Here is a 13269-nt window from a genome sequence, read left to right as displayed (position 1 = left end):
TCGTCGCTTGCCGCTCAGTCGCCGAGCAACTGGCTAGCCAGATGACGTGCCTGTTGGCGAATTTCAGGCATTGCCGTGGACTCCCACAGCGTGCCGCGCAACAGACTGCCGATGGCAAACAGGTTGGGCCAGTGCTTCTCGCCGTGCTGCAGGCGGCCATCGCGACTGGCCAGCACGCCGAGTCCGAGTGGATCGGGCTCGATGTGTGCGTTGGTCAACAACTGGCGGATCAGTCGGTGCTCGCTGTGACGCACATCGGTGTCCAGGCCGACGGTCTGAATGACCAAGTCCGCATCCAGTAGCTCGGTGGTGCCGGCATGGGCTACGGTCAAATGCAAACCAGCGTCGACCACGTCTACGGCGTGCAGCCGCCCACGGTGTCGATGAAGTTTTCCACTGCGTAGCAGCCCGTCGATGGCGTCGCTGGCCATCGGTGACATGCGGTGTCGCACCCGTTCCCATGCCCAGCGCGCGTGGCGCATGAAGCGTGTGCGCTGTACCAGCGAGAGTTCGGACCACAAGCCCGGAATATGCGGGCGCAGGCTGTCAACCACAGCGCGCCATTCGTTGTCGGGTTGGCTGATCGTTTCGCGCAGCAGGCGCATCCAGCGTGCAATCTCCGGTGCATCGCGCATGGCATCGACCAGTTCCGCACCGTCGTCGGCGGGCATGGCGACGGTCGGCAAGTGTGCTTCGGGGAAGCGACCATGACGGGAGACCGCGATGTACTCGGCGTGGGGCCAGCGTGCGGACAATTCCAGGATGACGTCGACAGCGGTCAAACCCATACCGATCAGCACGACCTTGCGTGGCGCAGGTCGTTGTTCGTCCGCGTTCGCCAGCAATTGCCACGGGTCGACGATGTAGCGGCCACTGGCCAGCGCGGCGGCACTGACGGCGGCCAGCGGTGGCGCGGGCAGTGCGCCGATCGCCAGCACGGCGGCGTCGACGCGATGACTGCTGTCGCCGTGCACGACGGTGACAGCGTCGGCCTCGGGAACCAGCGCATCGGCCGCGAACGGAATGATGTTGACGTGGTGACCTCGTGCATGGCCTTGCTGCAAGGCACGCGCCACTTCGGTTTCCAGATAGTCACCGTAGCGGTGGCGGGGCAGAAAGTCGGTACCGGCGATGGTCGGATCGTCGCGCTGGACGAAATCCAGGAACCCGCGAGGCTTGCCGGCAAACATGCTCATCGAGGCGGCCCGCACGTTGAGCAGGTGATGCTTTGAATCGGTACCGTAAGCAATACCGCGCGCCCGCCGCCCGCCGCCGGTGAACCAGTCCACTTGCAGGGGCTGCGGCGTTTCGCGGTCCAGCAGTTCGCCAAGCAGGGTGGCTGCCGCCGCACCGCCGCCGATGATGGCGAGGCGTCGAAACATGGGGCTCCTCGTCGGCTTGGGGGATCAGCCGTGCAGCCGGCTGGCGGCGAGACGATGTGACGGCGCGGCGATCAGAGCCCCCGCCGGTCTGGCTTGGCCGGACGCGGGGTGTTCTGTCAGATCCGCACCGTAAACGTGCAACGACAGCGCGGTTTCGTGCCGGGACAGGTTGCGGCAGCGCCGCAGTTGGCGAGTGTCGCGCTCGAACCACAGGCCATCGCCCGGACCCAGCCATTCGCGACCCTGCAAAATCAGCTCGCCGGAGCTGGCCTCGGCCTGGAACGATTGCACTTCCAGCGCGCCGACCAGGGCCATTTCCAGACCCCATGAGTCAGAGTGATCGCTCAACGGCGAGGCGTGATTGGCTGGCCACGCCATCACCACGATGCTCAATGGCGGCGTATTGCGCCGGGTCAGCACGAAACGCTCGAAGCCTTGCTGGCGCTTGCGCAGCGAGGCAAGCCGACTGGCCAGTGCGGCGGCATCGCGATGGACCTCACTGCCCAGTTCGCGGGCCATCGAGGCAAGGTCGGGATGGCCGGCGTTGGCATGGTCGAGCGCGATGCTGCGCAGTGTCTTCAGAATGTGTCGATGGGTGCCCATGCAAGCAACCTGGCAGGGTGGATGGGCGCCAGTGGATCACGCATCTGGTTAACAGGTTGTTGAATTGCGCAGTGGCTGGATGGACAGTCCGGTCGGCCTGCGGGCCGACCGGACTGCATGTCACGGGAACGGATTATTCGTTCAGATTGAACGACACCGGCACCCTCGCCCAGGCGCTCACCGACTGTCCGTTCACGGTCGCTGGCTGGAAGCGCCAGCCGGCCAGCACCTGCTCGACCGCGCTGCGGTCAAGCAGCGCATAACCGCTGCCGTGTTCCACCGTCACCTTGACCGGCTTGCCGGTCGCATCCACCAGCACACGCAGCAAGACGGTGCCTTGCATGCGCTGCTGCAGAGCCCGGGTCGGGAAACGCAGCGGCGCCGAGCGATAAGCCAGGCTGGCCTCGATCGGTGTGGCGTCAAGCGCCGGGCCCGCTGCCGTGCCTGCCGGCAGCAAGGTGGGCGTGCTGATCGGTGGCATGGCAAGGTTGCCGTCGGTGCTGGGCACCACCACCGGCGGATGCACCGGTGCCGTCAGGTGGTGAACCACCGGTGGCGCCACTGGTGGGTGCGGCAGGGGTACGAGGTCAACCGGCGGCGGCGGCTTGACCGGCGGTGGCGGCGTGATGAAGGTGATCGTGGGGATCGGGTTGAGTTTTTCCAGCGCGTGGAAAAACGCCGGGGCGGAGGGTCGCGAGGCGACCATGATCACCGCCACGTTGAGCACGATGGCAGCACTGATGGCCGCGATGCGCGCGGGGTCGGGGTGGATGCGGTGAAATACAGCCAGGCTTGCGGACGACATGGGCGACCTCCTGACAACTGTGGGGATGTTGCGGCAGTCACGCTGCGTTGGCAGGGGGATCGTGCTGTCGCGCTTGCAGCCTATGCCCGAAAAGTGGGCTTGCACAACTGGACGGCCAGGTGGCTAAATGCGGGATTGAGGGGTGTTGCGGTCCACGCGGAAAATTTTCGATGCGGTCGCGCTATGGGCCGTGTCCGTGTTGCGGCTTCCTCACGGGCTGTCCGGACAACCGGTTCCGTGCATCCACGTTCACGTCGGCACTCGCCATGGTGGCGCCGTTGTTGCAACGACTCGGCACGCCAATCGGCCAACCCGAGGCAACGACGAGGCGTTCATCCAAATGGACCGCCGTGGTGACGCTGGCATATAGCGGTTTGATGAAGGGCGCGCCGGCATGCGCTGCCGATATTTCCTGCGAAACGGCCTGGGGCGCAGGCGCTGACCATGGGCAAGGTGGTGCTGGCACTGATTGGCAAGGGCGAAGGCTGGAATCCGTGCGTGGTTTTTGGTGCCTTCATCATCGAATAGTGTGAGGCCTTATCGGCGCGACAATACGTCAAGGTATGCACAAAGGCGGGAGGGCGGTTAAGGTTGGGACTGCACGCATCGCTTCCACGGAGAATCCCTGAATGTCCGCTTCATCCGGCAGCGCGCTGCCTAGTTACAGCTTCGGCGACGAGCTTGCCAGCAGCATCATCCATGGTCTGGGCATCGTGCTCAGCATTGCCGGGTTGGCAATGTTGGTGGCATTCGCTGCGCTGCATGGCAATGCGTTGACGGTGGTGGCTTGCGCGGTGTTCGGCACTTCGTTGGTGCTGCTGTATACCGCCTCGACGCTGTATCACTCGATTCCGTTGGTTGCCGCGAAGCCGACCTTGCGCGCGCTCGATCACATCGCGATCTACGTACTGATCGCCGGTACCTACACCCCGTTCACGCTGATCGCGCTGCCGGGCGTCTGGGGCTGGAGCCTGTTTGCGGCAGTGTGGACGCTGGCCTTGATCGGCAGCGCACTGGAACTGGGTTTGCTCAAGCGTTACCACAAGCTGGCGGTGCTGCTTTACGTCGGCATGGGCTGGATTGGCATGATTGCGTTCGAACCGCTCAGCAAGCATCTGCAATCCGGCGGCACCGCACTGCTGTTGGCGGGTGGGCTGGCTTATACGCTGGGCGTGCCGTTTTACCTGTGGCGGCGGTTGCCGTATCACCACGCCTTGTGGCACGTTTTCGTGCTGGCCGGCAGCGTGCTGCATTTTCTGGCGGTGCTGCTCTACGTGATCCCGAACGGCCCGGCGTAGACGCGGGGCTCTCGCCCGATTTCAACCGAACAGCATTCTCAGGCCGAACAGGCCGACCATCATCAACGACAGCACCAGTTTGAACAGGGTGCCGAGCAACAAGCCGACCCAGGTCGCCGCGCCCACATGCGCCGACCGCAGCACACTGGTGCCGGAAGCAAGTTCGCCGAGCAGTGCGCCCACGAACGGCCCCAGCAACAGCCCCGGAATGCCGAAGAACATGCCGACGAAGGTGCCGATGGTGGCGCCCCACAGTGCACGATGGCTGGCGCCCACCCGTTTGGCGCCGAGCGTACCGGCGACGAAGTCAACGATGATGCCAAGCGTGCCCAGCGCGCCGATGATCAACAGCCACCAAAGCCCCAGGTGCTGGTAATCATCCAGCGCGGCCACCAGCCAGATGCCGCCGAAAACCATCGGAATGCCCGGCAACGCCGGCAGCACCGAACCGGCGAGACCACCGATGATCAGCAGGGCGGCGAGCACGTACAGCACAATATCCATCAGCGGGCAGGTTTCCTCATGGTCGTATCGGCATTGGAGCAGAAACGTGCCGATGGCGCGTCAGTCGCGCAGCGTTACCTGCCAAGCGTCAACTACTTCTCGACAAAAGCCCGCTCGATCACGTAATCGCCGGGTGCGCGCGTGCGCGGCGACGCCTGAAAACCGCGGCCGTCGAGCAAGGCGGCCAAATCGTCCAGCATCGCCGGACTGCCACACAGCATCACGCGGTCGGTGGCCGGATTGAGCGGCGGCAGGCCGGTGGTGGCGCTCATCACGCCGTCGGCGATGGTGTCGGTAATGCGCCCACGATTGCGGAAGGCCTCGCGCGTAACGGTGGGGTAATAGATCAGCTTTTCACGCACCATTTCGCCCAGGTATTCGTGCTGCGGCAACGCGTTTTCCAGATAATCGGCGTAAGCCAGGTCTTCGACCCGGCGTACGCCGTGCGCCAACACGATCTTGTCGAAACGCTGGTAGGTTTCCGGGTCGCGGATGATGCTCATGAACGGCGCCAACCCGGTGCCGGTGCCCAGCAGATAAAGATGCTTGCCGGGTTTCAGGTCGGTGAGCACCAGCGTGCCGGTGGGTTTGCGCGTGACGATCAGCGGGTCGCCCGGCTGCAGATGCTGCAAGCGTGAGGTCAGTGGGCCGTCTTGCACCTTGATCGAGAAGAACTCCAGATGCTCTTCCCAACTGGCGCTGGCGATCGAATACGCCCGCATCAGCGGACGCCCCTCCGTTTCCAGTCCGATCATCACGAACTGGCCGCTGTCGAAGCGGAAGCCGGGATCGCGCGTGGTGCGGAAGGAAAACAGGCTGTCGTTCCAGTGCTGCACGTCAATCACGTGCTCGGTCGCCATGGCTACCATGATGTCGTCAATCTCGAATGCGGGCTGGGGAAACGCGCCGCTTCTGCAGCGGCAGCGAGACTCGCGTGGGAGGGCGTGGGCCGGTGAACCTGGCGAGTGCCGCGCGCGGAATCGCGGCGACAGCGCTATTTTACGTGATTCGCGCTGGCCTTGCCGAGCCTCCGAAGTGGCGCCCAAGGGCGGCAATCCGGGACAATGACGGCAATGAGCATTCAAACCACCGCCACTCAAGCTGCCGAGCCATGGCGTTTGTCCGTTGCACCGATGATGGACTGGACCGATCGGCACTGCCGCTATTTCCACCGGCTGCTGTCGCCGCGTGCGCGGCTGTATACCGAAATGGTGACCAGTGCGGCGCTGGTACGCGGTGGTCAGTTGCGTCTGCTGGAACATAGCCAGCAGGAGCATCCGGTGGCGCTGCAGCTGGGTGGCAGCGATCCGCACGAGTTGGCGCAGGCGGCGAAGTTCGGCGCCGAGGCTGGTTACGACGAGATCAATCTCAACGTGGGCTGCCCTTCCGACCGGGTGCAGTCCGGTCGTTTCGGCGCCTGCCTGATGTACGAGCCGGCGCTGGTGGCTGATTGCGTGAAGGCGATGCGCGATGCGGTAAGCGTGCCGGTGACGGTGAAGTGCCGCATTGGCGTCGACGACCAAGACGATTATGCCGGCCTGCAGCACTTCACCGAAACCATGCTGGAAGCCGGTGTCGGCGTGCTGGTGGTGCATGCGCGCAAGGCCTGGTTGAAGGGTCTGTCACCGAAGGAGAACCGCGAGATTCCGCCGCTGGATTACCAGCGCGTGTATCGTCTCAAGCGTGAGTTTCCGCAATTGGTGGTGGCGATCAACGGCGGCATCACCACGGTGGCGCAGGTGCAGGCGCACCTGGCACAACTGGATGGCGTGATGCTGGGGCGGGCGGCGTACCACGATCCGTATCTGCTGGCACAGATCGAGCATGCTTTGCATGGCGAGCCATTGCCCACGCGCGAAAGCGTGCTGTTGCATCTGCGACCCTATGTCGAGGCCGAGCTGGCGCGCGGCACGGCGTTGAAGCACATCAGCCGCCATCTGCTGGGTCTTTATCAGGGAGAACCCGGCGCGCGAGCGTTCCGGCGCACGATCAGTGAAGGCGCACACCTGCCCGGCGCCGGTTGGGATCTGCTGGAACGTGCGGCGCAGCCGTGCGCCGCTGCGGCGTGACACGCGCCGTCCGTCCGGTCAGTATTCAGGCCGGATTGCCTAGTCTTGGTGTACAGGCAGCTGCCAAGCGGGAACGTCACGCATGACAACGCACAAAAACTTCATCAATACTCTGCTGATATTCGTGGGCATGGCTGTTGCCGGCGCTGCGGTGGCGCAATCCGCCAGCAGCGGCACGACGCTGGATCAGGCGGTGCAAAAGGTGCAGCAGGATACCGGTGGCAAAGTGTTGTCTGCCGAACAGCGTGCTGTCGGCCGCCGGCAGGAGTACCGGATCAAGGTGCTCACGCCACAAGGACACGTCAAAGTAGTGGTGGTCTCGTCCGAATCGGGCAAGAATTCGCCTTCGACTCAGTCAAACAAGAATCCGCCCGCGAAAAGCGCGGGTCGCAAGGAGAAACGCTGATATGCGCATCCTGTTGGTAGAGGACGAGGCCCCGTTGCGCGAGACGCTGGCGGCACGCCTGAAGCGGGACGGTTTTGCCGTCGATGCAGCGCAGGATGGTGAGGAAGGCATCTACCTCGGTCGTGAAGTGCCGTTCGATCTGGCGATCATTGACCTGGGCCTGCCCAAGATGTCCGGCATGGATCTGGTCAAGGCGCTGCGCGAGGCTGGGCAGCGTTATCCGATCCTGATTCTGACCGCGCGTGGCAGCTGGCAGGACAAGGTCGAAGGCCTGAAGCACGGTGCCGACGATTATCTGGTCAAGCCGTTCCACGTCGAGGAGCTGTTGGCGCGAATCAACGCGCTGGTGCGTCGAGCCAGTGGCTGGTCCAAGCCGATCCTGGCCTGCGGCATGATCAAGCTCGACACCACCGCGCAGACGGTGACGGTGGAAGGCAAGCTGGTTGACCTCACCAGCTACGAGTACAAGGTGCTGGAATACCTGATGCTGCATGCGGGCGAACTGGTCTCCAAGGCCGACCTCACCGAACACATTTATCAGCAGGATTTCGACCGCGATTCCAACGTGCTCGAAGTGTTCATTGGCCGGTTGCGGCGCAAGCTTGATCCGGAAGGCACCCTCAAACCCATCGAGACGGTACGTGGACGCGGATACCGCTTTGCCATCCCGCGCACCGACGGCGACGACGAATGAGCGTGGGTCGTCGCACGGTCCGCTGTCTCTGGCAGCGCGTGCGGCGATCGCCACCAGTTTCGTGCTCGCGGGCTTTCTCGGCCTGGTCGGGCTGACCCTCACCCAGACCAATCAGGCGCGCGCGCTGCGCAGCCTGCAGGACCGGCTGGAAAATTTTGCGATTGCCTATATCACCAATACCGACGTCAACCGGTATGGCAAGTTGCTGCCACCGGAAACCGCACCCAACCCGAATTTTTCCCGTCCCGGATCGGGCCTGTACGCGGTGGCACTGGGTGACAACGGTTACCACTGGGAATCTTCCTCGGCGATTGGTCGGGATTTCACTTTCCTGAAACCGCTGGAGCCGGGACAGAGCCAGTTTGTCGGCCCGATCGAGACACGCATGGGGCGGCTGTATTACTACAGCTACGGCGTGGCCTTCGACACGCTGGACAAGAAATCCGTGCGGCTCACCGTGATGGTGGCGCAGACCGAGGATCAGCTTGAGGGCGAGAGCGCGGTGTTCCGGCACACGCTGGTGATCTGGCTGTCGATTCTCGGCGTGATGCTGATCGTGCTGCAGCTGTTGCTGCTGCGCTGGAGCCTGACGCCGCTGCGCAAGGTGGCCAGCGACATGAGTCGCGTCGAGCGCGGCGACAGCGAGCAACTGGATAGCCAGTATCCGCTGGAGCTGACCGGCCTGACCGAGCGCATCAACGCCTTCATCACCAACGAGCGCGAACAGCGCACACGTTATCGCCACACGCTGGCTGATCTGGCGCACAGCCTGAAGACGCCACTGGCGGTGATCCGTTCGCAACTGGAGGCGGCGACGGGTGACGATGACGCGGCCCGACGCAGCACTGTGCTCGACCAGGTGCGGCGCATGAATGAACTGGTCGCCTATCAGTTGTCGCGTGCGGCCACCTCGGGCCGGCAGACGTTTGCCAGCGCGGTGCCGATCGCCGGCCACGCCGAGGATCTGGTGCAGGGCCTGGAAAAGGTCTACGCGGCCAAGAACGTATTGTGCGAATTCGATATCGAAGACGGCGCGGTGTTCTACGGTGAGCAGGGTGACCTGCTGGAGCTGATGGGCAACCTGCTGGAGAACGCGTTCAAGTGGGCCGGTCACCGCGTATTGCTGGTGGTACGGATGCACCATGAAACCGGCCGGCAGCGCGCAGGCATGTTGCTCAGCGTGGAAGACGATGGCCCCGGCATTGCCGAGGACAAGATCGAGAAAGTGCTGCAGCGTGGTGTGCGTGGCGACGAGCGCGTGCAGGGCCACGGCATCGGCTTGTCCATCGTGCAGGACATCGTGCACGCCTATCAGGGTGAGCTGGTGGTGGATCGCTCACCGGAATTCGGTGGCGCGCGTTTCAGCGTGAACCTGGCGGCAACCTGAGCCGATTGGCGGCGTCACGAGGCCGCGCCGGCTAGTTGTCCTGGGCTGGCGAAGGGCCGTAGTAGGCCTGCAGCAGATCCGCGATGGCGGGTTCGGCTTCGCGCAGCAGTGACGGTCGCGAGTAGTGCATCTCGCTGACTACGGCGAAATACTCGGCGATACTCTCGGTGGCGTAATGGTCGATCGGGCTGTCACAACAGTCCGCCGGCATCGCCACCAGCCGTGCGTAGGCGAGCTGGAATTGCTCGATCCAGCGCCGCCGCGGAATTTCCACCAGCGGCGGTACACCGTCGGGTGGTCCGTCGAGCATGTCGAGCTTGTGTGCCATCTCATGCAGGACAACGTTGTAGCCATCCCAGGGTTGTTCCAGGTCCAGTTGTACGTCGGCCAGTGACAGCACCAGCGGACCGCGTTCCCAGGCGTCACTGACGTGAGTGTCTTCGCCGTCCGTGGTGACCCCGAGGCGGTCGTCGTGATGGCTGCGGCGCACCTTGAATTCGCCCGGATAAATCAACACCTCGTGCCAGCCACGCAAGCTGCTGGCGCCCTGCTGCAAGGCTGGCAGACAGGCCTGCATCGCGATCAGCAGACGCCAGTAATCATCCAGAACGGCGCCAGCCAGCGCATGGAAGCGTTTGCGTGCGAGGAACAGCGCAGACAAGCGACGTAACTGTTGCTGTCGTTCGGAGTCAAGCCGGCGTGCCAAGGCACAGGCTAGCAAGGCGCGACGCCAGAGCGGATCGGCAATCGGCGCGGGTTCGAAACGCGCCCGTAGCGACTGCAACCAACGTCCCGGCATGACGCCGGGGCTTACTGGATTGATCCAGGCAGCAGGGATTGCCAGCCCAGATGGGGCCGGCGGGACGGCGTCGGCGCGGACGAAGAACCACCAGAGTGACTGCTGCTGTTCGACGTCGTCCCTGCGTTGTCGCTGCCCGAGCTTGGGCAATCGCGACCCAGGCCGGCGGCGTCGCCGCCACTGCTGGTGTTGCTGTCGTGAGTAGAGGCGCTGTCCACCAGGGTCCGCGACGAATGGTCGAGATCCTGAGAGTCCACGCTTGCCGCACTGACACCGCCGATCCCGGCAATGCACAAGGCGCAACCCATCAACCAATTAGCGGCACGCATGGCGATCAAACTCCCTGACCCGCAGCGAAGACCCGGATCGTCTCAGAAATACCCTGGTCATGCCAGTGCTTGGGTTGTGGTCGAGGGCACAAAATCGGCATGCGATCCGCGTCGGCTTGGTCGACCGGGATAGAATCCCGGGATGCTCAACCTGTCTCATCACCGCTTTGATCCATTTCCCTGGCAGCAGGCGTCAGCCCTTGCAGGAATGTGCTGATGCAGCCGGCACGATTGCTTGCGCTGCTGGCCGCCGGTGAGCCGTTGTCTGGCGCAACTCTGGCGGCTCAGTCCGGAGTGACTCGCGCGGCGATCTGGAAACAGATCGAGCTCCTGCGCGCTCGCGGTGTGCCGATCGAGGCACGTGGCGCGGCCGGCTATTGCCTGCCGTGGCCCCTGCAAATGCTGGACGCGGCGCACATCCGGGCACACATGCCGGAAGCCCTGCTGCCTTCCGTGGGCGCGCTGGAGGTGCACTGGGAACTCGACTCCACCTCCACCGAATTGCAGCGTCGTGGGGCGGCGGCGGCGGACTTCAGCATGGTGCTCGCCGAGACGCAGCATGCCGGACGTGGTCGTCGTGGCCGGCAATGGTTGTCGCCGCCGGGTCTGAATATCTATCTGTCCTGCCTGAAGCGTTTCGAGGCGGGTTTTGCCGCGCTGACCGGGTTGTCGCTGGCTGTCGGGGTGATCGTGCTGCGCGCGCTGGAAAGCCTGGGCATCGACGGCGCCGGGCTGAAATGGCCGAACGATGTGCTGGTCGTCGGTCATGGCCAGCCTGCCGGCAAGCTGGGTGGCATTCTGATTGAGCTGAGCGGTGAATATCAGGGACCTTGCGCGGCCATCATCGGGATCGGTCTCAACTTGCGCCTGACCCCGGCGTTATGTGAGCAGGCTGGCCAATCGGTGGCCGATCTGGCCGGACTTGCCGGCGGCACGCCGCCAAATCGCAATCAGGTGGCGGCAGCAGTGATTGTCGCCCTGATCGAGGGGCTGGGCGAATTCGAACGGGCAGGTTTTGCTGCGTTCAGTGCGGACTACGCCCGACACGACTTGTTGCGCGACCAGCCGCTGCATCTGAGTGGTGCGCTGGAGACGTTTCACGCCGTTGGCGCCGGTGTTGATGCCCGCGGCGCATTGCGGGTGCGCCTTGCTGACGGCAGCCTGCGCCAGGTCGACAGTGCCGATGTTACGGTGCGCCGCGCGTGAGACTCTTGCTCGATCTCGGCAATACGCGCCTGAAGTGGGCATGGCAAACGGCGTCTGATGGTTGGTTGAAGCAGGGCGCGCTGGATTGGCGCGAGAATCTGGAGCCGGCACTGGAAGCGGGATGGGCCGAGCTGCCCCGGCCGCTGCAGGTGATCGCCGCGTCGGTCGTCGACGCTACGCGCGAGGGGCAGGTGACTGCGCTGGCCTTGCGGCTTTTCGGTCTGCCGGTGATCTGGATGCGCACGCCCGCGCAGGCCTGTGGCGTACGCAATGCGTATGCCGAACCGCAGCGGCTTGGTGTGGATCGCTTTCTGGTGATGGTGGCGGCACGCGCAGCGAGTCATCTGCCTTGCGTGCTGGTCGGTGTCGGTACGGCGTTGACGCTGGACGCGCTCGCCGCTGACGGCCAGCACCTCGGCGGTCTGATCGCGCCAGGTCCGCAACTGATGCAGCAGTCGCTGTTCGATGCCACTGCGCGAATAAGTCCGCTGGATTCCGGTCAGGTGGTGGAGCTGGCCGACAACACCGCAGACGCGGTGGCATCGGGCTGCTGGCAGGCCGCCGCCGCGCTGGTGGATCGTTTTGCTTCACGCATGACCGTGCGACTTGGTACCGTACCCGAGGTAGTGCTTGGCGGTGGCGATGCGGCGAGCTTGCTGCCACTGCTGTCGCAGCCGGGCCGGCTCAGCCACGATGCCGTCCTGCGCGGGCTGGCGATCTGGGCCGATACGCAATGATCCGCCCACGTGTCTGGTCGGAAACGAGGTTGTTGATGGAGGCTGGATGTTCCTGCGTCTGCTGTTCGTATTGTTGACTGCACTCAATATTGCCGTGGGCGCGTGGTTGCTGCTGGGGCAACCTTATGCGCATGGCGGTTTGCCCACCGATCCGGGGGTGACCGAGTTGCGTCTGTTGTCGGAGATGCCGACTGCCACGCGCGCGCTGGCGAATGCGGGCGCTGCGCTCACGCAGCCGGCGAACCTCAACTCCAGCTGCGTTGCGCTGGGCCCGTTTGCCACCCCGCAGGACCTGCGCAACGCGCGTCAGGCACTGGCTGGCCAGGCCACCCGGATGCGTGCGCGCCAGGAGCAGACTAGTCAGGCCAGTGGCTGGTGGGTCTATCTGCCGGCGGCTGCCAATCGCGCCAAGGCGCTGGAAGTGGCTAGGCGGCTGTCTGCGCGGAATATCAACGACTACTTCGTGGTCAATTCCGGCGACCAATCCAATACCATCTCGCTGGGCCTGTTCAAGGACCCGGCCAATGCGCGCAAGCGTCGCGATGAGGTGGCTGCAGCAGGTTTCGATCCGCGGCTGACCGAGCGTAGCGAGACGGTGCCGGAATACTGGCTCGACCTGGTGGTTGCCGATGTCGGAAAGTTCGACTGGCGCAGCCGGGTCACAGCCAGCGGTATTGGTGCACACAGCACCGGCTGCTTTTGAGCGCACTGGGCAGCACAGCCTGCTAGAATCCCCAACCTTCGCCGGCATAGCTCAGTTGGTAGAGCAACTGATTTGTAATCAGTAGGTCCCGGGTTCGACTCCTGGTGCCGGCACCAAGAAAAACAATCACTTAGGCTGCCCTTCGGGGCGGCCTTTGTCGTTGATGCGCGCCAGGCGAGAACAATGGGCGGGGCAGCGGTTAGGCACTCCGAGGCGTATCGGGCTGCTCGGCGGCGGTCGCTACGCACAGCCTTCGTAGGCGCGGGCCGACATACGTTGGTTGCGACGTTGCGCAAACTGCTGCCTTGCCGGAAGTGCACCGCCATTTTCCCTCAGTGGGAAATGAC

At 64.1% G+C, this 13269-nt stretch carries 15 protein-coding genes and 1 tRNA gene; 9 read left to right on the top strand and 7 right to left on the bottom strand.

Annotated elements, in window-relative coordinates; genetic code table 11:
• Positions 1 to 14: 14 nt before the first annotated feature.
• The 3 genes from PY254_RS17620 to PY254_RS17610 all read right to left on the bottom strand — a co-directional run bounded on the left by PY254_RS17620 (position 15) and on the right by PY254_RS17610 (position 2790).
• A complete protein-coding gene (locus PY254_RS17620) occupies positions 15 to 1382 on the bottom strand; it encodes an FAD/NAD(P)-binding protein (protein WP_281013355.1) in 1368 nt (455 codons plus the stop codon).
• 24 nt (positions 1383 to 1406) lie between these two features.
• A complete protein-coding gene (locus PY254_RS17615) occupies positions 1407 to 1985 on the bottom strand; it encodes a cupin domain-containing protein (protein ID WP_281013354.1) in 579 nt (192 codons plus the stop codon).
• A 133-nt stretch (positions 1986 to 2118) separates the two neighbouring features.
• A complete protein-coding gene (locus PY254_RS17610) occupies positions 2119 to 2790 on the bottom strand; it encodes an energy transducer TonB (protein ID WP_281013353.1) in 672 nt (223 codons plus the stop codon).
• Positions 2791 to 3419: 629 nt separating this feature from the next.
• Between PY254_RS17610 and PY254_RS17605 the strand changes: the two genes are divergently transcribed.
• A complete protein-coding gene (locus tag PY254_RS17605) occupies positions 3420 to 4088 on the top strand; it encodes a PAQR family membrane homeostasis protein TrhA (RefSeq protein WP_281013352.1) in 669 nt (222 codons plus the stop codon).
• A gap of 21 nt (positions 4089 to 4109) precedes the next feature.
• Here the strand turns inward: PY254_RS17605 and PY254_RS17600 are convergent, their stop codons facing one another.
• Positions 4110 to 4592: a DUF456 domain-containing protein gene (locus tag PY254_RS17600; protein WP_281013351.1), complete on the bottom strand. Its 483-nt coding sequence runs from the start codon at positions 4590 to 4592 to the stop codon at positions 4110 to 4112.
• A gap of 92 nt (positions 4593 to 4684) precedes the next feature.
• Positions 4685 to 5461 carry a ferredoxin--NADP reductase gene (locus tag PY254_RS17595; RefSeq protein WP_281013350.1) on the bottom strand — a complete coding sequence of 259 codons (777 nt, stop codon included), beginning with the start codon at positions 5459 to 5461 and terminating at the stop codon, positions 4685 to 4687.
• A gap of 204 nt (positions 5462 to 5665) precedes the next feature.
• Between PY254_RS17595 and dusA the strand changes: the two genes are divergently transcribed.
• The 4 genes from dusA to PY254_RS17575 all read left to right on the top strand — a co-directional run bounded on the left by dusA (position 5666) and on the right by PY254_RS17575 (position 9148).
• On the top strand, positions 5666 to 6661 hold the full coding sequence (gene dusA / locus PY254_RS17590; protein WP_281013349.1) for a tRNA dihydrouridine(20/20a) synthase DusA: 996 nt from the start codon (positions 5666 to 5668) through the stop codon (positions 6659 to 6661).
• 82 nt (positions 6662 to 6743) lie between these two features.
• Positions 6744 to 7067, top strand: a complete 324-nt coding sequence (locus tag PY254_RS17585; RefSeq protein ID WP_281013348.1) for a PepSY domain-containing protein — start codon at positions 6744 to 6746, stop codon at positions 7065 to 7067.
• A 1-nt stretch (position 7068) separates the two neighbouring features.
• Positions 7069 to 7761: a response regulator transcription factor gene (locus PY254_RS17580; RefSeq protein ID WP_099654730.1), complete on the top strand. Its 693-nt coding sequence runs from the start codon at positions 7069 to 7071 to the stop codon at positions 7759 to 7761.
• On the top strand, positions 7727 to 9148 hold the full coding sequence (locus tag PY254_RS17575) for an ATP-binding protein (protein ID WP_281015268.1): 1422 nt from the start codon (positions 7727 to 7729) through the stop codon (positions 9146 to 9148). Before PY254_RS17580 ends, PY254_RS17575 begins: the two co-directional genes overlap by 35 nt.
• A 31-nt stretch (positions 9149 to 9179) precedes the next feature.
• On the opposite strand, the gene PY254_RS17570 is transcribed toward PY254_RS17575, so the two are convergent.
• Together PY254_RS17570 and PY254_RS17565 are read right to left on the bottom strand one after the other, a co-directional pair.
• The gene (locus PY254_RS17570) at positions 9180 to 9947 is read right to left on the bottom strand and encodes a M90 family metallopeptidase (protein ID WP_281013347.1); all 768 of its coding nucleotides are present in this window, start codon (positions 9945 to 9947) and stop codon (positions 9180 to 9182) included.
• Positions 9948 to 9958: 11 nt separating this feature from the next.
• Positions 9959 to 10276, bottom strand: coding sequence for a hypothetical protein (locus PY254_RS17565; protein ID WP_281013346.1), 318 nt, complete (start codon positions 10274 to 10276; stop codon positions 9959 to 9961).
• A gap of 216 nt (positions 10277 to 10492) precedes the next feature.
• Here PY254_RS17565 and PY254_RS17560 point away from each other — a divergent pair, with 216 nt between their 5' ends.
• The 4 genes from PY254_RS17560 to PY254_RS17545 all read left to right on the top strand — a co-directional run bounded on the left by PY254_RS17560 (position 10493) and on the right by PY254_RS17545 (position 13038).
• Positions 10493 to 11482: a biotin--[acetyl-CoA-carboxylase] ligase gene (locus tag PY254_RS17560; RefSeq protein WP_281013345.1), complete on the top strand. Its 990-nt coding sequence runs from the start codon at positions 10493 to 10495 to the stop codon at positions 11480 to 11482.
• Positions 11479 to 12219: a type III pantothenate kinase gene (locus PY254_RS17555; RefSeq protein WP_281013344.1), complete on the top strand. Its 741-nt coding sequence runs from the start codon at positions 11479 to 11481 to the stop codon at positions 12217 to 12219. Before PY254_RS17560 ends, PY254_RS17555 begins: the two co-directional genes overlap by 4 nt.
• 46 nt (positions 12220 to 12265) lie before the next feature.
• Entirely contained in the window at positions 12266 to 12922 is a 657-nt protein-coding gene (locus tag PY254_RS17550) for an SPOR domain-containing protein (RefSeq protein ID WP_281013343.1), read from the top strand.
• A 40-nt stretch (positions 12923 to 12962) separates the two neighbouring features.
• A tRNA-Thr gene (locus PY254_RS17545) sits at positions 12963 to 13038 on the top strand.
• Positions 13039 to 13269 lie beyond the last annotated feature (231 nt).

The sequence above is a fragment of the Rhodanobacter sp. AS-Z3 genome (genome assembly GCF_029224025.1).
Classification (GTDB): Bacteria; Pseudomonadota; Gammaproteobacteria; order Xanthomonadales; family Rhodanobacteraceae; genus Rhodanobacter.
The sequence above is the reverse complement of the archived record's forward strand: the minus strand, read 5'-3'. Positions and strand labels throughout refer to the sequence as shown.

What these genes read in the sequence shown, in the direction of transcription:
- PY254_RS17600 (WP_281013351.1), bottom strand. Translation starts at nt 4,592, where the DNA reads ATGGATATTGTGCTGTACGTGCTCGCCGCCCTGCTGATCATCGGTGGT.
- PY254_RS17605 (WP_281013352.1), top strand. Translation starts at nt 3,420, where the DNA reads ATGTCCGCTTCATCCGGCAGCGCGCTGCCTAGTTACAGCTTCGGCGAC.
- dusA (WP_281013349.1), top strand. Translation starts at nt 5,666, where the DNA reads ATGAGCATTCAAACCACCGCCACTCAAGCTGCCGAGCCATGGCGTTTG.
- PY254_RS17595 (WP_281013350.1), bottom strand. Translation starts at nt 5,461, where the DNA reads ATGGTAGCCATGGCGACCGAGCACGTGATTGACGTGCAGCACTGGAAC.
- PY254_RS17610 (WP_281013353.1), bottom strand. Translation starts at nt 2,790, where the DNA reads ATGTCGTCCGCAAGCCTGGCTGTATTTCACCGCATCCACCCCGACCCC.
- PY254_RS17620 (WP_281013355.1), bottom strand. Translation starts at nt 1,382, where the DNA reads ATGTTTCGACGCCTCGCCATCATCGGCGGCGGTGCGGCGGCAGCCACC.
- PY254_RS17560 (WP_281013345.1), top strand. Translation starts at nt 10,493, where the DNA reads ATGCAGCCGGCACGATTGCTTGCGCTGCTGGCCGCCGGTGAGCCGTTG.
- PY254_RS17550 (WP_281013343.1), top strand. Translation starts at nt 12,266, where the DNA reads ATGTTCCTGCGTCTGCTGTTCGTATTGTTGACTGCACTCAATATTGCC.
- PY254_RS17565 (WP_281013346.1), bottom strand. Translation starts at nt 10,276, where the DNA reads ATGCGTGCCGCTAATTGGTTGATGGGTTGCGCCTTGTGCATTGCCGGG.
- PY254_RS17615 (WP_281013354.1), bottom strand. Translation starts at nt 1,985, where the DNA reads ATGGGCACCCATCGACACATTCTGAAGACACTGCGCAGCATCGCGCTC.
- PY254_RS17585 (WP_281013348.1), top strand. Translation starts at nt 6,744, where the DNA reads ATGACAACGCACAAAAACTTCATCAATACTCTGCTGATATTCGTGGGC.
- PY254_RS17570 (WP_281013347.1), bottom strand. Translation starts at nt 9,947, where the DNA reads ATGCCGGGACGTTGGTTGCAGTCGCTACGGGCGCGTTTCGAACCCGCG.
- PY254_RS17580 (WP_099654730.1), top strand. Translation starts at nt 7,069, where the DNA reads ATGCGCATCCTGTTGGTAGAGGACGAGGCCCCGTTGCGCGAGACGCTG.